The 18,636-nt window shown below is 73.0% G+C and carries 21 protein-coding genes; 19 read left to right on the forward strand and 2 right to left on the reverse strand.

Translation table 11 applies throughout. From position 1 onward, the window contains the following. The first annotated feature begins 108 nt into the window (after window positions 1-108). The 7 genes from HFV08_RS11885 (at window position 109) to HFV08_RS11915 (ending at window position 7,375) form a co-directional block, all read left to right on the forward strand. Window positions 109-783, forward strand: a complete 675-nt coding sequence (locus HFV08_RS11885) for an HAD family hydrolase (RefSeq protein ID WP_168538633.1) — start codon at window positions 109-111, stop codon at window positions 781-783. Window positions 784-1,018: 235 nt separating this feature from the next. After that, complete coding sequence (locus HFV08_RS11890; protein ID WP_168538635.1) at window positions 1,019-2,464, forward strand: FG-GAP repeat protein; 1,446 nt, start codon at window positions 1,019-1,021, stop codon at window positions 2,462-2,464. 99 nt (window positions 2,465-2,563) lie between these two features. After that, window positions 2,564-3,403: a HemK2/MTQ2 family protein methyltransferase gene (locus HFV08_RS11895; protein WP_168538637.1), complete on the forward strand. Its 840-nt coding sequence runs from the start codon at window positions 2,564-2,566 to the stop codon at window positions 3,401-3,403. A gap of 124 nt (window positions 3,404-3,527) precedes the next feature. Further along, window positions 3,528-3,833, forward strand: a complete 306-nt coding sequence (locus HFV08_RS32520) for a CDGSH iron-sulfur domain-containing protein (RefSeq protein ID WP_168538638.1) — start codon at window positions 3,528-3,530, stop codon at window positions 3,831-3,833. 176 nt (window positions 3,834-4,009) lie between these two features. Beyond that, a complete protein-coding gene (locus HFV08_RS11905) occupies window positions 4,010-5,029 on the forward strand; it encodes an iron-containing redox enzyme family protein (protein ID WP_168539088.1) in 1,020 nt (339 codons plus the stop codon). Window positions 5,030-5,314: 285 nt separating this feature from the next. Next, window positions 5,315-6,112, forward strand: a complete 798-nt coding sequence (locus HFV08_RS11910) for a SigB/SigF/SigG family RNA polymerase sigma factor (protein ID WP_246341682.1) — start codon at window positions 5,315-5,317, stop codon at window positions 6,110-6,112. A 171-nt stretch (window positions 6,113-6,283) separates the two neighbouring features. Next, window positions 6,284-7,375, forward strand: a complete 1,092-nt coding sequence (locus tag HFV08_RS11915) for an ANTAR domain-containing protein (RefSeq protein WP_312885543.1) — start codon at window positions 6,284-6,286, stop codon at window positions 7,373-7,375. Between the two features lie 80 nt (window positions 7,376-7,455). Here HFV08_RS11915 and ku read toward each other — a convergent pair whose 3' ends face one another. Beyond that, on the reverse strand, window positions 7,456-8,499 hold the full coding sequence (gene ku / locus HFV08_RS11920; protein WP_168538643.1) for a non-homologous end joining protein Ku: 1,044 nt from the start codon (window positions 8,497-8,499) through the stop codon (window positions 7,456-7,458). Between the two features lie 180 nt (window positions 8,500-8,679). Between ku and HFV08_RS11925 the strand changes: the two genes are divergently transcribed. After that, window positions 8,680-8,928, forward strand: a complete 249-nt coding sequence (locus HFV08_RS11925; protein ID WP_168538645.1) for a DUF6479 family protein — start codon at window positions 8,680-8,682, stop codon at window positions 8,926-8,928. Between the two features lie 143 nt (window positions 8,929-9,071). On the opposite strand, the gene HFV08_RS11930 is transcribed toward HFV08_RS11925, so the two are convergent. Beyond that, the gene (locus HFV08_RS11930) at window positions 9,072-10,265 is read right to left on the reverse strand and encodes an FUSC family protein (protein ID WP_246341683.1); all 1,194 of its coding nucleotides are present in this window, start codon (window positions 10,263-10,265) and stop codon (window positions 9,072-9,074) included. A 510-nt stretch (window positions 10,266-10,775) separates the two neighbouring features. Here HFV08_RS11930 and HFV08_RS11935 point away from each other — a divergent pair. From HFV08_RS11935 to HFV08_RS11985, 11 genes are all read left to right on the forward strand, one after another. Continuing rightward, a complete protein-coding gene (locus HFV08_RS11935; RefSeq protein WP_168538647.1) occupies window positions 10,776-11,663 on the forward strand; it encodes an SDR family oxidoreductase in 888 nt (295 codons plus the stop codon). Window positions 11,664-11,724: 61 nt separating this feature from the next. Continuing rightward, a complete protein-coding gene (locus tag HFV08_RS11940; protein WP_168538649.1) occupies window positions 11,725-12,051 on the forward strand; it encodes a plasmid stabilization protein in 327 nt (108 codons plus the stop codon). Between the two features lie 6 nt (window positions 12,052-12,057). Continuing rightward, complete coding sequence (locus HFV08_RS11945; protein ID WP_168538651.1) at window positions 12,058-12,312, forward strand: hypothetical protein; 255 nt, start codon at window positions 12,058-12,060, stop codon at window positions 12,310-12,312. 43 nt (window positions 12,313-12,355) lie between these two features. After that, the gene (locus tag HFV08_RS11950; RefSeq protein WP_168538653.1) at window positions 12,356-13,540 is read left to right on the forward strand and encodes an alcohol dehydrogenase catalytic domain-containing protein; all 1,185 of its coding nucleotides are present in this window, start codon (window positions 12,356-12,358) and stop codon (window positions 13,538-13,540) included. A gap of 126 nt (window positions 13,541-13,666) precedes the next feature. Continuing rightward, entirely contained in the window at window positions 13,667-14,638 is a 972-nt protein-coding gene (locus tag HFV08_RS11955; RefSeq protein ID WP_168538655.1) for an SDR family NAD(P)-dependent oxidoreductase, read from the forward strand. A 196-nt stretch (window positions 14,639-14,834) separates the two neighbouring features. Continuing rightward, window positions 14,835-15,125: a gas vesicle protein GvpO gene (locus tag HFV08_RS11960; RefSeq protein ID WP_168538657.1), complete on the forward strand. Its 291-nt coding sequence runs from the start codon at window positions 14,835-14,837 to the stop codon at window positions 15,123-15,125. A gap of 86 nt (window positions 15,126-15,211) precedes the next feature. Next, a complete protein-coding gene (locus HFV08_RS11965; RefSeq protein WP_168538659.1) occupies window positions 15,212-15,658 on the forward strand; it encodes a gas vesicle structural protein GvpA in 447 nt (148 codons plus the stop codon). 3 nt (window positions 15,659-15,661) lie between these two features. Then, window positions 15,662-16,375, forward strand: coding sequence for a GvpL/GvpF family gas vesicle protein (locus tag HFV08_RS11970; RefSeq protein ID WP_168538661.1), 714 nt, complete (start codon window positions 15,662-15,664; stop codon window positions 16,373-16,375). A 55-nt stretch (window positions 16,376-16,430) separates the two neighbouring features. Continuing rightward, window positions 16,431-16,685, forward strand: a complete 255-nt coding sequence (locus HFV08_RS11975; protein ID WP_168538663.1) for a gas vesicle protein GvpG — start codon at window positions 16,431-16,433, stop codon at window positions 16,683-16,685. Between the two features lie 56 nt (window positions 16,686-16,741). After that, window positions 16,742-17,350, forward strand: a complete 609-nt coding sequence (locus HFV08_RS11980) for a hypothetical protein (protein ID WP_168538665.1) — start codon at window positions 16,742-16,744, stop codon at window positions 17,348-17,350. After that, window positions 17,343-18,503, forward strand: coding sequence for an SRPBCC family protein (locus tag HFV08_RS11985; protein WP_168538667.1), 1,161 nt, complete (start codon window positions 17,343-17,345; stop codon window positions 18,501-18,503). Before HFV08_RS11980 ends, HFV08_RS11985 begins: the two co-directional genes overlap by 8 nt. Window positions 18,504-18,636 lie beyond the last annotated feature (133 nt).

Below are 18,636 nucleotides of genomic sequence, written 5' to 3' on the forward strand. Positions count from 1 at the left end.
GCTCCTTCGGCTCCTTCTGCTTCTCCGGCTCCTTCGCCCTGCCGTATTCCGGTCGCTGGGGCACCATCGGAACCGGAAGCGCGGTGACCGAGCGGTGAGGAGTGGACAGTGCGGGGACGCGGGGAACCCAGAGCGGTGGTCTTCGATGTCGACGGCACCCTGGTCGACTCGACCTATCTGCACACGGTGGCCTGGTGGGAGGCGCTGCGCCAGCACGATCGGCTGGTCCCGGCGGCCGAGTTGCATCGCGCGATCGGGCTCCCCGCCCAGGAGTTGCTGACCCGGCTGCTCGGCGAGGCGGACTACGCGGAGCTCGGCGCCGCGGTCTCCGCCGCCCACGGCACCCTGTACGGGCAGTGGCACGACCGGCTGCGCGCCTTCGACCGGGTGCCCGAGCTGCTGCGTACCCTCGCCGGTCGCGGCTGGCGGGTGGTGCTCGCGACCTCCGCCAAGGGCGGTGACCTGGCGGCGCTGCGCCGGGCGATCGGTGCCGACGACGCCATCGACGCCCTGACCAGCGCCGAGGACGTGGAGCACGGCAAGCCCGCGCCCGAACCGGTACGGGCGGCGCTGGACCTGGTCGGGGTGGCACCCGAGTCCGCGCGCTTCGTCGGCGACTCGGTGTGGGACGTGTACGCGGCCACGGCGGCCGGGGTCGCCTGCCTCGGGGTCTGCACGGGCGGCACCTCCCGCGCGGAACTGACCGAGGCCGGGGCCGTCGCCGTCTACGACTCGCCCGCGGCCCTGCTCTCGGCCCTGGACGCGGGCCCGCTGCGGGACTGACCGGCCTCGGCGGGGCACCCTGCCTCGGTGGTCGGGAACTCTGCCTCGGTGGTCGGTGGTCGGTGGTCGGTGGTCGGTGGTCGGCGGCCGGGTAGCCGGAGGCCCGCCGACCAGGCCGCCCTCCAGCAGCCTCCGACCACCACCCCATCCCTCCCCCTCCCGCACACAACCCTTCGCCCTCTCAGCGGGTCAGAGTCCCCGTACCCGCTTCCCGAAGAGAGCGAAGACCTCCCGTATGCGTATCCGCACCCGCACCCGCCCCCTTGTCCTCGCGGCGACCATGACGGCGCTGTCCGCCGGTGCCCTCGCGATCCCGCCCGCCGCGGCCCAGGTGCCGGAGGGCCGATCCCCTTCCCAGCAGCGGGACTTCAACGGCGACGGCTACCCCGATGTGGCCGTCGGCGTACCCCGGGCGGACGGCGGGGCCGGTGCCGTGGTGGTCATGTTCGGCTCGGCTTCCGGGGTGGATCCGGCCCGTTCGGTGCGCCTCGGTCAGGACAGCAAGGGGGTGCCCGGGGTGGCCGAGCCGGGCGACCGGTTCGGCGAGAACGTCACCAGCGGGGATGTGAACCACGACGGCTACGACGACCTGATCGCGGGCGCCCCGGACGAGAAGGTCGACGGCAAGCCGGACGGCAGCCTGTCGGTGATCTGGGGCGGCGCGAAGGGCTTCACCAAGGGCGGCATCGCGCTGACCGCCCCCGAGGCCGGGGACCGCGACTTCGGCCAGGGCGCCTCCTTCAGCGACCTGGACGGCGACGGCACCCCGCAGCTCCAGGTGGTCAGCGGGCGGCACTTCTGGTGGTACTCGGAGGCCGTGCCCAAGGGCGACGGCACCGATGTGGCCCTGCCCCTGGAGGACGACTTCCTCCCCGAGGACGTGGAGCTGGACGGGGTCGCCGCCGGACATTTCGCGGGCACCTCCGGCACCGACTACGTGCTGTACGGGAGACGGGGTGACGGCGACGGCGACTATCTGGCGACCTTCCAGGGCGGGGCCGGTGACATCGGCTACTACCACCGCGTCCTCTCCGACGGCGGCACCGAGACGCGGGCGGTCGCGACCGGGGACATCGACAAGGACGGCTGGGACGACCTGGTCACCGGGGAGCCGGTGGGCGGCCGTGAGGCGGGCGCGGTCACGGTCCGGTGGGGCGCCCCGGGGGGCCTCGACACCGGCCGCGAGCCCACCGGTTACGACCAGGACAGCCCGGGCGTCCCCGGTACCGGCGAGAGCGGGGACGGCTTCGGTGCCGATGTCTCGGTGGGCGATGTGACCGGTGACGGCTACCCGGACCTCGTGGTCGGCGTCCCGCACGAGGACGTACGCGGCAGCCGGGCCGGTGCCCTCGTCCTGCTCAGGGGCGGCGCCGACGGCGTCAGCACGAGCGGGGCGGTGAGCTTGCACCAGGAGAGTACGGGCGTCCCCGGCGTCGGCGAGGACGGTGACCGCTTCGGCTCCGGTGTCCACCTCGGGGACATCGACGGGAACGGCAGGGCGGATCTGTTCGCCGCCGCCGACGGCGAGGACATCGGGGAGGTGCCGGACGCGGGCGCGGTCTGGGTGCTGCGCGGCGCCGCCACCGGTCCGACGACGCGCGGTATCACCTCCTTCAACGGCGCCGACCTCGGTTTCGCGGACACCACCGGACTGCGCTTCGGTGAGGTCTTCGACCGCTGAGAATCCCCGCGGCACGGTGTTTCCCGGGGCCCGGAGTGGTCGCCCGGCCGGTGCGGGCGCAGGGTGGAAGGAGCAGGTTTCCGCACCGGAGGAGAAACCATGCCCGACAGTCGGCAGAGCAATGGGGCAGGCGGCTTCCTCCTTCGCCTGCCCGGGGTGTACGCCCCGCAGGACGACACCCGGCTGCTGCTGAAGGCGCTGGCCGCGGAGGGCGTGCGCAACGGGGCCCGGCTGCTCGACCTGGGATCGGGCAGCGGGGCGCTCGCCCTGGGCGCCGCCCGGCTCGGCGCCGAGGTGACCGCGGTGGACCTCGCCCGCCGCGCCGTGCTCGCCACCCGGCTCAACTGCCAACTGGCCCGAAAGCGCGTACGGGTGCGGCGCGGCGACCTCTTCGCCGCCGTGCACGGCGAGCGGTACGAGGTGATCCTCTGCAACCCGCCCTACGTCCCCTCCCGTGCCCCGGCGCCCTCCCCGCACCGCGCCGCTCTCGCCTGGGACGCGGGCAGCGACGGCCGGGCGGTGCTCGACCGTGTCTGCGAGGCGGCGCCGGAGGCCCTGGACCGCGGGGGTGTGCTGCTCATGGTGCACTCGGCGCTCTCCCGCCCCCAGCTGTCCCTGGCCCGGCTGCGGCGCGCCGGACTGCACGCCGCGGTCACCGACCGCCAGCGGGTACCGCTCGGGCCCGTACTCAGATCCCGGCGCCCCTGGCTGGAACAGCGCGGAATGCTGCCGCCCGCGCCGCCCGGCGAGCCGACCCGGCCGCCGAGGGCCGACGCCGACCGGGGAGCACCCGGCGGCCCGACCGGCGACACCGACTCCGGCACCGACGCCGACTCCGGCACGGGCACTGACTCCGGCGACACCCGCAACGCTGCGCCCGGTGACGGTGAACGCGCCGTCACCGAGGAACTCGTGGTGATCCGTGCCCAGCGCTCCTGAGCCCCCGGACAGCAGCGGCGCGGGAGGTGGAACCGAGGCGAGCGGCGAGGCCCCTCACCCCGGTGTGCCGAGCGGTGACCGGCGCGCGGCGCGGCGGGCGTGGGCCGAGCCGGGCGGGCCGCTGATGGTCGAAGGACCCGTGGAGTTCCGCCTGCCGAACGGCGAGACGGTCCGCTCGGACCGCTTCATGGTGGCGATCTGCACCTGCCGCCACAGCGCCGGATACCCCTGGTGCGATACGAGCCACCGCCGCCTCGCCGCCCGGCAGGAGGGCACGGCGAAGTGGCGCGTACCCGAGACGGACCGGAGCACGAGCCAGGGGTCCGAGAGCCGCCCGGAGAAGCCGCAGAAGGAAGAAGGGGTGACGCCGGGCCGGAGAAGCAGCGCGAGGACTGAATCGCCAGAGCCCCGGGAGAGGGGAGAGGACTGAATCGCGAGAGAGGGGAACCCGGACCGGCGACAGCATCCGCGCGCGGCGAAGGCCGACCCGGATGACGCCACCCGAGAGACCCTGCCCGACAGACGCCGAGCGGAGAGACACCGACCGGAGAGACGCCGATCGGGCAAGAAACTGACCGGAGAGACGAGGGATCGAGCGTGGACACCCTGACCGCCCGCCCAGCCCCCGGTGATCCAGGACCGGCGGGGCCGCGACTCCCCGAGCCGCGAGGCCCGTTGTCGGAGGCGGTCGTCCGGACGCTGCGTACCGGGGGGCCGGTGCCGCCCGCGGTCCTCGGACTGGCGGACGAGGCCGAGCCCTGGGGCGAGGATCTGCACCTCGCGCTCTACACGCTCTACGAGTTGCACTACCGCGGGTTCGCGGATGTCGGAGACGACCGCGAATGGGACCCCGAGCTGCTGCGGCTGCGCGGGGGACTGGAGCGCCGCTATCTGGCGGTGCTGCGCGCCTCCGTACCCGGTGGCGACCCCGCCCGGGCGCTGGACGCGCTCACGGACGAGGCCGGACCCGCCCCGCGTCCCGGGCTCAGCCACTACTTGGCGCGCAAGGCCACCCTCGCCCAGGTGCGGGAGTACGCGGCGCTGCGCTCCCTCTACCACCTGAAGGAGGCCGATCCGCACGCCTGGGTCATCCCGCGGCTGACCGGGACGGCGAAGGCGGCCATGGTGGCGGTCGAGTTCGACGAGTTCGGGGCGGGGCGGGCCGAGGACATCCATGCCCGGCTCTTCGCGGACCTCCTGGCGGACCTGGGCCTGGACACCGCGTACGGCCGCTATCTGGACCGGGCCCCGGCCGCCATGCTGGCCGTCGTCAACCTGATGTCGCTCTTCGGGCTGCACCGTGCCCGACGCGGCGCCCTGGTGGGGCACTTCGCCCAGGTGGAGACCACCTCCTCGCCCGCCTCGCGGCAGCTGGCGGCGGCCATGCGGCGGGTCTGCGCGGGACCGGCGGCGGTCCGCTTCTACACCGAGCATGTCGAGGCCGACGCCGTGCACGAGCAGGTGGTGCGCCACCAGGTGGTCGGCGGACTGCTGCGCGAGGAGCCCTGGCTGGCGGGCGAGATCGGCTTCGGGGTCGAGGCCACCGCGCTGGTCGAGGACAGGTTCGGCGAGGCCGTCCTCGGCCGGTGGACGGAAGGGGAGAGCGCGCTGCGCCCGGCCGCCTGAACCCCTGGCCACGGCACCGCGGGCCCGACGCGGCTGACCGGCCACCGCCCGCCGCGCACCCCGACGGTGATACCCGGGGGTGACATCCGTCGGAACGAGGATGTGTGAGCGGACAAAAGGAGGTTAGAAGAAGCTCCAGTGCTTGAGACACCAGGCACCCTCGCGGGTGGTCGTGTGTCCGGACACTGTTTTCGGTGATCGCTCGCCATAGAGAGCCTTGCGGAGGATCACCGAATGGTTACAGCAGTTCTGCCGGTACCCGAACAACGGACGTCGGCATCACGGATGCCGGTCTCGTCCGCTGACACCACCAGTGACACCAAGGACGACTTCCGGCGGCTGCGCGCACTGCCGGAAGGGCCCGGACGCTGGCTGCTGCGGGACCGTATCGTGTCGGACTGGCTTCCGATGTCCCGCCGTATAGCCGCCAAATACCGCGGCCGCGGCGAGAATTGGGAAGACCTCTGCCAGATTTCCGCGCTCGGCCTGGTGAAGGCCGTGAACGGATTCGATCCCGAGGTCTCACCGGCTTTCGAGACATACGCCGTGCCCACCATTCAGGGCGAGATCAAGCACCATTTCCGGGACAACACCTGGGGCGTCCATGTGCCCCGCCGGGTACAGGAGTTGCGGGGCACCGTACGCGCCGCCTATCGGGAACTCGCGCCGCGGACCTCGCCCCGCCGGCCCCAGGTCGAGGACATCGCGGAATACTCGGGGCTGAGCCAGAAGGAGGTCCGCGAGGGGATGCAGGCGCTGCACAGCTACCGCCCGCTCTCCACCGACGTGAGCTACGGCGAGGGCGGCGAGAGCACCCTCACCGACCGCTTCGGCGCCTCGGACCCCGGCTTCGACCTCGTCATCGGCCGGGAGGCGGTGCGCCCCGCCCTGGCGCGGCTGCCGGACCGCGAACGCCGCATCCTCTACATGCGCTTCTTCCGCTCCATGACCCAGAGCACCATCGCGGCGGAGCTGGGGCTGTCCCAGATGCATGTCTCCCGCCTCATCAGCCAGGCCTGCGCCCAGGTCCGCCGGGATGTCGAAAATGAAGAAGAAGGCGCAGAGGGCGCAGAGGCGGCGTGAGCGGGCGCGGGGCCGCCTTCCCGAGGCGGGCGAGGCGCGAAGAAGAGTGATCGTCTAGGGTGTTCCCGGGTCCAGCAGCGCGGCCCGCCATCTCGCGCTGCTCAGGAGACCTCCGTGCCCTCCAGTTCCTTCACGTCTTCCCCCGGTGAACGGCCTTGGCCGGCGGCGCGGGTGAGGACTCTGCACCTCAGCGGAGACGTGGACGAGGAGGACTGCGCCGAACTCACCGCCCGGATACACCGGCTCGCGGGCGAGGCGGACGCCGGCCCTTTCGTGGCACTGGAGCTCTCCCGCGCCGTCCGGCTCTCGGAGGCCGCCGCCCACGCCCTGATCCGGCTGGTGCTCGCGGGCGGTGAGCGGCACCCCCGGGTCGTCCTCACCGGTGAATGGCTCTCCCACCCGGACCTCGCCCGGCACCGGAGCGAACCGGCCGGGGCGCCGGGCGAGGAGGCCTCCGTACTCGAACGCCAGCTCCAGGACCTGCGGGCCAGCCTGCTGACCAGACCGCTCATCGCCCAGGCGCAGGGCGTGCTCCAGGAGCGGTACGCGCTGTCCGCCTCGGTGAGCACCTTCGATCTGCTGCGGGAGAGTTCGCAGCGCCACAACATCAAGCTGCGCTCCCTGGCCGCCGCCTTCCTGAGCGCGCCGCGGCCCCCGGGCGAGGTGCCGCTGTGGTTCCCGGGCCGCAAACGGGCGCCCGTCCCGGCCCTGGACTTCGCCCGGCAGATGGAGCGCAGCCGGGTGCCGCGCAGCGCGCTCGCGGAGGCCGCGCTGCGGGCCGCGCTGCGCGGCACCCGCAGCGACTGGGGCCTGCTCCAGGTGGTGGACCCGGTGATCGGCCTGCAACTGGAGGCCGACCACGAGATGCCGAAGGAACTCCTCGACCTCCTCGCCCGGGTCCCCGAGCCGGACGAGCAGAGCATGGCGGCCAGGGCGCTGGAACACGGCGTACGGATCGACCACGTCGAGGACGAGGACGGCTCGCCCTTCGGCGAGGGCCTCGGCCGGCTGCTGCGGAAGGCGGGGGTGGGCAGGGCGCACTGCGCTCCGCTGCTCTCGCCGGCCGGCGCCCGTACCGGTGTGATCACGGTCTTCGCCCCGGTGGGCCGCGACCGGCTCTCCGAGACGGAATCGAAGGCCCTCGACCTGATCGCCGCGCAGACGGGCGCCTGGCTGGACTGGCATCGCCGTACGGTGGTGATGGACGCCCTGGAGTTCCTGCACCGGCGGGCGAGAACCCTGGCCGTCCCGCTCGCGACCTGACCCCGCACCGGCGAGCGCACCTGGAGCGCACCCGGCGGTCAGGGCCCGGACCCGGGCTCCGACCCGCTCCCGGCGCGGGCTCAGGCGGTCTTGGACCCGGCGCCGCCCAGCGCCTCGATCAACTGCCCCCGGTTCATCGAGGAGCGGCCGCGCACCCCGGCCTCGGCGGCCCGCTCGTACAGCTCCTCCTTGCTGAGCCCGTCCAGTCCGCCGCCCGAACTCCCGCCCGCGGCACCGCTCTTCGCCTTGCCGCCGCCCTGCTTGCCGCCCTCGGCGCCACCGTCCGACCGGCCGCCGCGGCCCGGGCCCCGCCGCCCCGAGCCGCCCCGCCCCGGGCCCCGCCGGGCCGAGTCGACGCTCGCCTGCAGCGCGTCCATCAGATCGATCACATTGGTCGACTCCGCGGGTTCCGCCGCCTTCGGCACCGACTCGCCCCGGCTCTTCGCCTCCACCAGCGAGCGCACGCTCTCCTGATACGTGTCGTGGTACTCCTCGGGGTCCCAAGCGGTGCTCATCGCCTCCACCAGCTGCACCGCCGTACGCAGCTCCTTGTTCTTCGAGGGCCCGCCCCTGACCCGCTCGGGCACCGGGCCGACCTCCTCGCGGGGGCTGCGCACCTCGTCGGCCCAGTGCAGGGTGTGCAGGGCGAGGATGTCCCCCTCCGCGGTGACCGCGACCAGATGCTCCCGGCCGCGCAGCACGAAGGTGGCGATCCCGGCGCGGTGGGACTGGGCGAGGGCGTCCCGCAGCAGCCCGTACACCTTCTCGTTCTCCTCGCCCTTCGGGCCCAGGTAGTAGGTGCGGTCGAAGTAGACCGGCTCGACCTCGTCCAGGTCGACGAAGCCGCTGATCTCCAGGGAGCGGGACCGGCCGGGCGCGATGTCGTCCAGCTCCTCCGGCTCGACCACCACGTACTCCTCACCGACGTCGAGGCCCTTGACGATGTCGTCCGCGGGGACCTCCTCGCCGGTGCGCTCGTTGACCCGGCGGTTGCGGATCCGGTCGGAGGTGCCGCGCTGGAGCTGGTGGAAGCGGAGGCTGTGGCCGCGGGTCGCGCCGTACAGCTGCACGGGCACGCTGACCAGGCCGAAGGAGAGCGTGCCGGTCCACACGGGTCGGGCCATCACCCGGACTCCCTCCTCCGCGGGCGCCCGCGGTCCTGCCTCCATCGCAGGCCACCGGGGCGGTGATCGCAATCGGGCCCGGCGACGGCGGCCTGCCCGCGTGGGGCACCGCCGGGGCGGAACAACCCGGATGGGGCAGCCGAAACCGGTAGAGGCGGCCGAGCCGGGTAGGGGAGAGGGATGAACAGCAACAGCCACACCGTACTGGCCGCATCGACCACCACCTCCATGTTCCTGATCGTCATCGGCGTCGTGGTCGTCCTCGGGCTGATCGGTGCCTTCCTCGCCGGACGGCGCCGCGCCGCTGCCCGCCGGACCGCCAGCACGCCCGCCGGTACCGGGGCCCAGCTCTCCCGCGGCGAGACCCAGCGCGGCGACACCTGGCAGACCCCGGCCGACGACCCGGACCAGGGCCACCCGCACCCCTGACCGCAGGGCCGCACGGCCGCACGTACGCCGGCACGCCCCCGCGTCCGTCTCGCCGGAGCCGTACCGCGCTTCACCGGAGTCCCTACGGCCGGTCTGTCAGCGGAGTCCGTACAGCCGGTCTCACCGGAGTCCGTACGGCGGTCTCACCGGGGTGCGTACGGTGACCCCGCCACCTCGGCCAGTTCGACCAGGAGCCGCTGGCTCTCGGCGTTCAGGGCGCCGAGGCCGGGGGTGCCGGTGCCGGGTCCGGAACGCATCAGGTCCTTCAGGCGCTCCATGGCGAGATGCGCCTCGTGGAGATGCCTGCCGCGCGAGGCGGTGACGGTCTCCCCGTCCGCCCCGTCCGCCTCATCCTCCTCGGCGGCGTACAGGGCCGCGTCCGCGCGGCAGACCTCGGCGGCCGAGCGCAGCAGTTCGGCGAGGATGTCGAGGGCGGGCTGCGAGGGGAGGTCGAATCCCGGCCGGGTGCCCGCGGCCTCCCACAGGGTGCGGGCCAGGGCCTCCAGATGGTCGGTGATGTGCGCCCAGTGCAGGTCCTCCTCGAAGACCCGGCGGGCGGGCGTGGTGCGCCGCAGGTGGCGGCCCGGATTCAGCCGCAGGCTCTCCTCGTGCCAGCCGTGCGCGGTACGCAGCTCGGTGACCGCGGTGCCGAGCGCCCGTGCGGCGGCGTGCCACTCCTCGGCCTGGTCGATGTCGTACCCGATGCTCACGGAGTCGGCCATGTCCTGGAGGAGCAGCGCGCTCCGGTGCGGGATGTCCGCCTGGAGCCGGCGCAGTCCGCGAGTGTGCAGCGGCGGCAGGATCAGCGCGTTGACGGCCACCCCGATGCAGGCGCCGAGCAGGGTCTCCATGACGCGGTGGCCGACGTCCGCCGGGGTGGAGGACTGGTAGGCGAGGACGAAGAGCGCGGTGCTCGCGGCGTAGAGGCCCTGGCTGCCGAAGCGGCTGTAGTTGCCGAGCAGCACGGTCAGCGGCAGCGCGATGACCATCGCGACCATCGTGTTGTGCGTGAGCGCCGCGGTGGCGGCGGCGATCGCGGTCCCGGCCGTCACCACCAGGACGTGCTGCACGGCGGAGCGCAGCGAGCGGTAGACGGTGGCCTGCACCAGGACGACCGCGGCCCAGGGGGCCATCAGCGCCATCGGGGCGTTCCACCACCAGCCCGCCACCGCCCAGGCGAGGGCCGCGGCCCCGGCGGCCTTGAGCGACTGGACCAGAAGTTCGCGCTCCGGCCCCGGGCCCTGGCAGGCCCTGCGCGCCGAGGACCAGACGCCCGCCGCCTCCCAGGGGAGCCGGCGCCGCACCGCGCCCATCGCCTGCCGGGTTCGCTGTATCAACTGAGCCACCTGAACTACCTGAACTACCTGGACGAGCTGGACTACCTGGACTAGCTGGAGGGGAACTGGCCTGCCGCGCCGCACGGGCCCGTGCGCGCCGTCCGCGATCCGTCCCCGACCCGGCAGTCTGCTACGGCCACGGTCCGGGCCGCGATCCGTACCGGTTGCCCCCGCCGGGAGCGGGGAGCACGGTGGGGAGGTACGGCGGCGACACCCAGCGGAGTGACCGCGCCCGGGCACGGTAAACGTGGCGCGGTGGATCCCCCGGGCACGGGCCCGTACCCGAAGCGCGGTCACCGCCCGCCCTCGCCCGGCCGGGACCGAGAGATCCGGAGCCATATCCATGTGTAGACATGACGATTCCGGTCACCCACCGGGAGTACCGCCTCGCGCGTCGGCGAGGACATGAGCGGCCCGGTGGCGCGCGAGGCGGTGCCAAGGCCCCGGCAGACGCCGCCCGGCCCCGCCGCCCCGTGCCTCGCCTGAGGCGGCGCTCGCGAAGGAGGAACGATGACCGACCCCCGCGGCTCGCAGGACCCGGACTCCCCGCGCCCCCGCCCGCAGCAGCCCGAGCAGGAGCAGCAGCACCCCGGCAGCACCGAGGAGATGGAGCCCCGCCCCGACCACGGAGAGGACTCCTACCGGGGGAGCGGGCTGCTCCAGGGGCGGCGGGCGCTGATCACCGGCGGGGACTCCGGGATCGGGCGGGCGGTGGTGCTCGCCTTCGCCCGGGAGGGCGCGGACGTCGCCTTCACCTACCTGCCCGAGGAGCGCGAGGAGGCCGAGCGGTCCCGCCGCCATGTGACGGACGCGGGGCGCCGGGCACTCGCCGTGGAGTGCGACATCCGCGAGGAGAGCCGGTGCGCCGATCTGGTGGACCGTACGGTGGCGGAGCTGGGCGGGGTCGACATCCTGGTCAACAACGCCGCGTACCAGATGTCGCAGCCCAAAGGCATCGGTGACATCACGACGGAGCAGTTCGACCGGGTGGTGCGGACCAATCTCCACGGCATGTTCTGGCTCAGCAAGATGTGCCTGCCGCACATGGGGCCGGGCTCCGTCATCCTCAACACCACCTCGGTCCAGGGCTACAAACCCAGCCCCCACCTCCTGGACTACGCGATGACCAAGGGCGCCATCACCACCTTCACCCAGGGGCTCGCCCAGATGCTCGCCGGGGACGGGATCCGGGTGAACGCGGTGGCCCCCGGCCCGGTGTGGACCCCGCTGATCCCCGCCACGATGCCGGAGACCGCGCACTTCGGGGAGCAGTCGCCGCTGGGCCGCCCCGCCCAGCCCGCCGAACTGGCGCCCGCCTACGTCTTCCTCGCCTCCGACCGGGCGAGCTACCTCACCGGCGAGATCCTCAACGCCACCGGCGGCACCCCGCTGCCGTGAACCGCCCCGACGACCTGTCTCGTACGACCTTCCCGTACGAACCGCTCGAAAGGACACCGACATGCCTGCCGGATCGAACGCGAAGCGCGAGCGCCAGTACGAGCACATCAAGGAGGGCGCCCAGCGGCGCAGCGTGGGGGAGGAGCGGGCCGAGGAGATCGCCGCCCGCACCGTGAACAAGGAGCGGGCGCGCTCCGGTGAGTCCCGCAGCGCCAGCCGTACGTCGGTCGAGGACCCCAAGTCCGCCTCCGAGCGCGGCGGTTCGCGCTCGCACTCCGGAGCCGAAGGGCCCACCAAGGACCAGCTCTACGCGGAGGCGCGGAAGAAGAACGTCGAGGGCCGCTCCTCGATGAACAAGCAGGAACTCCGCCGCGCCCTCGGCTACTGACCCGCCATGGTCGCCGTGGCGGGCGGCGAGGACGGCGCGCACAAGGTGAGCGCGGACCTCCACCGGGGCCTCGACGACGCGGGCCACTCGCCGGACCCCGACGCGGACGCCCACCGGGTCGGTGAGGCCGTGCGGGGCACCGACCACAAGGACCCCTCCGAGACCCCCGAGACCACGGCGTCCGCCAACCGGACCCTCGCGCCGAACTCCCCGCACCTGGCGCGGCTGCCGGCCACCTCGGGGCACCCCGGCAAGGCATGACCCGGACGAGAACGGACCGGACCGACGACAGGAGAGCAGCGCCATGCGTGCACTGACCTGGCAGGGAAAGCGCGAGGTACGGGTGGAGGACGTGCCCGACCCGCGGATCGAGAAGCCGGACGACGTGATCGTCCAGGTGACCTCCACCGGGATCTGCGGATCCGACCTGCACCTCTACGAGGTACTCGGCCCCTTCCTCGACCCCGGTGACATCCTGGGCCACGAGGCCATGGGCATCGTCGCCGAGACCGGGCCCGAGGTCACCGCGGTGTCCGTCGGCGACCGCGTGGTGGTGCCCTTCAACGTCAGCTGCGGCACCTGCTGGATGTGCTCCCGCGGACTGCACTCGCAGTGCGAGACCACCCAGGTGCGGAGCATGGGCACCGGCGCCTCGCTCTTCGGCTTCACCAAGCTGTACGGCCAAGTGCCGGGCGGCCAGGCCGAGTTCGTGCGCGTCCCGTTCGGCAACACGCTGCCCGTGGTGGTCCCCGGGGGCCCGCCCGACGACCGCTTCGTCTACCTCTCGGACGTGCTGCCCACCGCCTGGCAGGCCGTGGAGTACGCCGCCGTCCCGCCCGGGGGCAGCGTCACCGTGCTCGGCCTGGGCCCGATCGGCGACATGGCCGCGCGGATCGCCCGCCACCGCGGCGCGGAACTGGTGATCGGCGTGGACCTGGTGGACGCCCGACTGGAGCGCGCCCGCGCCCGCGGTGTCACCTGTCTCGACGTGCGCGAGCACGGCGGGAAACTCCCGGATGCGGTACGCGAGTTGACCGACGGGCGGGGCACCGACGCAGTCATCGACGCGGTCGGCCTCGAGGCGCACGGCTCGCCGGTCGCCAAGGCCGCGCAGTGGGCGACCGGACTGCTGCCCGACGCCGTGGCCCGGCCGCTCATGGAGAAGGCCGGGGTGGACCGGCTCGGCGCGCTGCTCGCGGGCATCGACATCTGCCGCCGCGGCGGCACCCTGTCGGTCTCCGGGGTCTATGGCGGGGCCGCCGATCCGCTGCCCCTGCTGACCATGTTCGACAAGCAGCTCCAGATCCGGATGGGCCAGGCCAACGTCCTGCGCTGGGTGCCGGACCTTCTGCCGCTGCTCACCGACGAGGATCCCCTCGGCGTCGACGGCTTCGCCACCCACCACCTCCCCCTGAACGAGGCGCCCCAGGCCTACGCCACCTTCCGGGCCAAGGAGGACGGCATGGTGAAGACCCTGCTCAGGCCCTGAGCGGGACCGCATCCGCCGGAGCGCGCGGCCGCCCCGTACGGCGGGACGGTCCGGCGACCACACAAGGGGGCTGGCGACACGCAAGGGTCCGGCGACAGGCAAGGCGACACGGAAAGGCAGGCCCTCATGGACCGCGAACCCACCAAGTCCGCCCTCACCGGGCAGTCGGCGCTGGTGACCGGAGGGTCCAGGGGACTGGGCCTGCTGCTCGCGGAGCGCCTGGCCGCCCGCGGCAACCGTGTGACCATCGCCGCCCGGGACCCGGAGGAGCTGGAGCGGGCCGCCTCCTGGGTCGCCCGGCACACCGGTACCACCCCCACCACGCGGGTGTGCGACGTCCGCGAGGAGGAGGCGGTCGGCGCGCTCGTCGCGCAGACGGCCGAGGAGCAGGGCGGACTCGACGCGGTCTTCTCCGTGGCGGGCATCATCCAGGTCGCCCCGGTCGCGGCCCTCGACCCGGAGAGTTTCCGCGCGGCGATGGACACCATGTTCCACGGCAATGTCCACACCTCGCTGGCTGCCCTGCCCCATCTGCGCCGCAGCCCGTACGGCGGCCGGCTGATCCTGGTCGGGTCGGTCGGCGGCCTGCTCGCGGTGCCGCATCTGGTGCCCTACTCCTGCGCCAAGGCCGCCGTCGCCGCGCTGGCCGAGGGGCTGCGCACCGAGCTGGCCGGTTCCGCGGTGAGCGTGACCGCCGCGCACCCGGGGCTGATACGTACCGGCTCGCACCGGCAGGCGCAGTTCGGGGGCGACCGCGCCCGGGAGTTCGCCTGGTTCGCGGCGCTCTCCGGAGCGCCCCTCGTCTCGATGGACGCCCGGCGCGCCGCCGAGCGGATCGTGCGGGCGGCCGAACGGCGCCGCGTCCGGCTGGTCCTCACCCCCGCCGCCCGCGCCGCGGGCCTGGCCCACGGGGTGGCTCCCGCGCTCACCACCCGGGCGAGCGGGCTCGCCGCCCGGCTGCTGCCCGCCCCCGGACCCGGCGACGACCTCGCGGCCGGGCACCGGTTGGCGGAGCCCCGGCTCGGCCGCTGGCAGGACACGCTGCGCCGCCTCGGCAGCCGCCTCAACGACCGGGCGGCGCACCGCTTCAACCAGTAGGCGCCGTACCTCCGGTGCCGGTCCCTCCGGCACACCGCCGCCCGCGCGTCCGAATTCCTCGGCTCGTTCATGCATACGTGCGAAAAGCAGGGGCACCCCGGTTCTCATCACGGCAGAACCCCAGCAACACGGCACTCCGTAAAGAAGCCGCGGATGCCGATTTTTCCCGTATGCCCCGAGGACAAGCAGGCAGTTGATGAGCAGCGACGACAGCAAGAGCGACCAGGACCGGATCGGTCTGCCCGCGGCCATGCGGCGGGCCGCCGCACAGCTGGCCGAGCTGCTGCAGCGTGAATCCGGCGAGGTGTCGGCCGTCAAGGCGACCGATGAGGGCTGGTCCGCGCAGGTCGAGGTGGTCGAGATCGAGAAGGTCCCGGACACCATGACCGTGATGGCCTCCTACCGCGTCGAACTCGACGGGCAGGGCGAACTCCTCGCCTACGAGCGCGTGAAGCGCTACGCCCGCGGTCAGATCGACCGGCGCTGAGCATCGTCCTGCCCCTCGGCGGCCCCCGCGTACCGGCGAATGAGCCGAGCGGTCGCGGCGGCCATGATCCCCGAAAGGAGTCCCCTGTGACACTCGTCCAGCAGAGCAGTGCGACGAGCGGCGGTAGTGGGTCCGGAAACCTCTACGACGTCCTCGAACTCATCCTGGACCGCGGTCTGGTGATCGACGCCTTCGTGCGCGTCTCGCTCGTCGGCATCGAGATACTCAAGATCGACGCCCGTATCGTCGTCGCGAGCGTCGACACCTATCTGCGGTTCGCCGAGGCCTGCAACCGCCTCGACCTGGAGTCGGGCCGCAAGGCGCCCAGCCAACTCACCGATCTGGTCGGCGACATGACCGAGAACGGCGCCAAGGGCAAGTCGAAGGGCGCGCTCACCGGCGCCGTCGAGGCGGTCACCGAGTCGCTCCAGGGCAAGAAGGACGACTCCGGGCAGGAAGAGGAGGCGCCGAGGAAGCGGCCGGCCCGCAAGTCCTCCTCCAGCAGGCAGTCCGCCCAGCGCTCGGAGGGCTGATCCATGTCCACCTACGTGTACGCCCTCACCGGCGCCGGCCAGCCGCTCCCCCTGGAGGAGCTGCGGGGCGTGGGTGAACCCGCCGCCGCGCTGCGGACGGTGCGGGGCCGTGAGCTGATGGCAGTGGTCAGCGACGCGCCCGACCGTCTGCGCGCCAAGCGGCGGGACGTGAGCGCCCACCAGGAGGTGGTGGAGGCGCTGATGCGGGAGACCGCGGTGCTGCCGATGCGCTTCGGCCTGGTGGCCCCGGACGACGAGCAGCTCTCCGCCTCCCTGATCGAACGGGAGAGCGCCTACCAGCAGCGTCTGGAGGAGATCGCCGGACACGCGGAGTACAACCTCAAGGCGTCCCGGGACGAGGAGGACCTGCTCCGGGAGATCCTGCGGGACTCCGAGCCGGCCCGGCAGCTCAACGAGCGCATCCGCACCGGCCAGGGCACCCACGAGGACCGGGTGGCCCTCGGCGAACTCGTCTCCGGCGAGGTCGCAGCCCGCCACCGCGCGGCCGCCGAGAGGGTCGAGAACGCCCTCTCCTCCTGCGCCGCGGAGGCCTTCCTCGGGGAGGGCGCCGAAGGCCACTTCATGAACACCTCCTTCCTGGTGCCGAAGGAGCGGGAAGCGCTCTTCCACCAGACGGTGCGCACGACGGCCGACGAGGCGGGCGAGGCCTACACCTTCACCCTGACCGGTCCGCTGCCGCCGTACAGCTTCGTCTGAACGGCCCCGCCGCCACCGGCAGTTGTCCCACGAGCGCGCGGAGGTGGTGGCCCCCATGGGCCTCCTCACGAGCATTCTCACGCTGCCGCTCGCTCCCGTGCGGGGGACGACCTGGGTTCTCGACCAGGTGATCCTCGCCGCGGAACGCGAGTACTACGACCCCGCGGTGGTCCGCCGCCAACTCGCCGATCTCGAAGGGGAGCTGACGAACGGACTCATCGACGACGAGGAGTTCGACCGGCGGGAGGACGCCCTCCTCGACCGGCTGGAGGAGATCGAGGCCTACCAGGACCGGATCGCCGGGGGCTGAACCGCCCGCTCCTCCCCTCCCGCAGCACCTGACATCCCATCGACCGAGGTACCACGATGACCAACATCAAGATAGGCGCGGCCCTGGCAGGCGGTTACCTGCTAGGCCGCACCAAGAAGGCCAAACTCGCCATCGGCTTCGGCATGTTCCTGGCCGGCAAGAAGCTGGACCTGGACCCCCGGGCCCTGGCCAAGACCCTCGCCGCCTCACCCGCGCTCAGCGGCCTCAACCAGCAGGTCCGCAAGGAGCTGGTGGACGCCACCAAGTCCGCGGCCACCGACGCCCTCACCAAGCGGGTCTCCGGACTCGCCGACTCCCTCCAGGACCGTACGAAGGCGATCGGCACCGCCGACTCCGCGCGCCGTGCGGACGAGGACGAGGACGAGGCCGGGGGAGCCGAGGAGGACGGGCGTGCGGCCCGGGGCGCCGAGGAGGACGGCGAGGAGGCCGAGGAGAGTCGGCCGAAGAAGACCGCCGCCCGCCGCAAGGCGCCCGCGAAGAAGACCGCCACACGTACCTCCCGCACGTCCCAGGAGGGCGGCCGCCGTACGCGGGAGGGATCGGCTTCCAGAGGCGAGGGCTCGCCCGCCCGCAAGCGGACCGCCGCGGCGGCGAAGAAGACCTCGGCCTCCGCCCGTAAGGCGCGGGGTGAGCGCAATGGCTGAGAACGCACTGGGCCGCCTGAAGGACGACGTCGTCGGCAACCCCGCGACGGACCGCCTCAAGCAGGAGCTGGGGAACTACCTCCAGGCGCGCGCCGAGCATGCCGTGAGCAACCTCGGCAGCAAGCTGGGCGACGCCGCCGCGAAGTTCGGTGAATCGGGCAGCGGCCCCCTCGCCAAGGGCAGCAAGGCCCTCAGCGAGGGCAAGTCGCCCGCGAAGGCGGCCCTGACCGCCGGTGCCTCGCACCTGAAGGACACCGTCAAGGACAAGATCAAGGGCGCCTTCGGCAAGGGCGGCAAATCGGGCGGCGGCAAGTCCAAGAGCGTGACCATCGTCGAGGACATCGACGTCGGCGTGCCCGTGCGCGAGGCCTACGACCAGTGGTCGCAGTTCCAGGAGTTCAGCACCTTCGCCAAGGGCGTCGTCAGCGTGGAGCGCGCGGACGACACCACCAGCAACTGGAAGGTGAAGGTCGCCAAGTCCACCCGGAGCTGGCGGGCCAATGTCACCGAGCAGATCCCGGACGAGCGGATCACCTGGACCACCGAGGGCGCCAAGGGCACCGTCAAGGGCGTCGTCACCTTCCACGCCCTCACCGAGGACCTCACCCGCGTCCTGCTGGTCCTGGAGTACTTCCCCAAGGGGCTGTTCGAGAAGACCGGCAACATCTGGCGGGCCCAGGGCCGCCGCGCCCGCCTCGATCTGAAGCTCTTCCGCAAGTTCCTCATGATGCGCGGCGAGGCCACCGACGGCTGGCGCGGCGAGATCCGCGACGGCGAGGTCGTCCTCAGCCACGAGGACGCGGTGGAGGAGGAAGAGGCCCGCGCCGCCGAGGAGGAGGGCGAGGAGGGCACCGAGGCCGAGGACTCCGGCGCCGAGGAGGAGTACGAGGAGGACGAGCCCGTCCAGGACCAGGACGAGGAGCCCGCCGCCGAGGACGAGCCGCTCGACGAGGACGAGGACGAGGCCGCCTACGCCGACGAGGAAGAGGAGGCGGAGGAGGACCCTGCGGACGACGATCCCGCCTACGAGGACGAGAACGAGGACGAACTCGCCTACGAGGACGAGGAGGCCGAGCCCGAGGCCCCTGAAGAGGCCGAGGACGCCGAGGACGAGGAGAAGTCCTCCCGCCGCAGGGCCTCCGCCGCCCGCTGACCGCCCCCTGGGCCCTGTCGTCAAACTCCCCTCTTGCGTCGCGACGCCTGGCACGCACTCTCGCCGCACCGGGCACAAGGCCAAATACATCCAGTACGAGACCTTGCACCCGGCACACCGAAAGCACGCACCA

The organism is Streptomyces physcomitrii, assembly GCF_012273655.1.
GTDB lineage: Bacteria > Actinomycetota > Actinomycetes > Streptomycetales > Streptomycetaceae > Streptomyces > Streptomyces physcomitrii.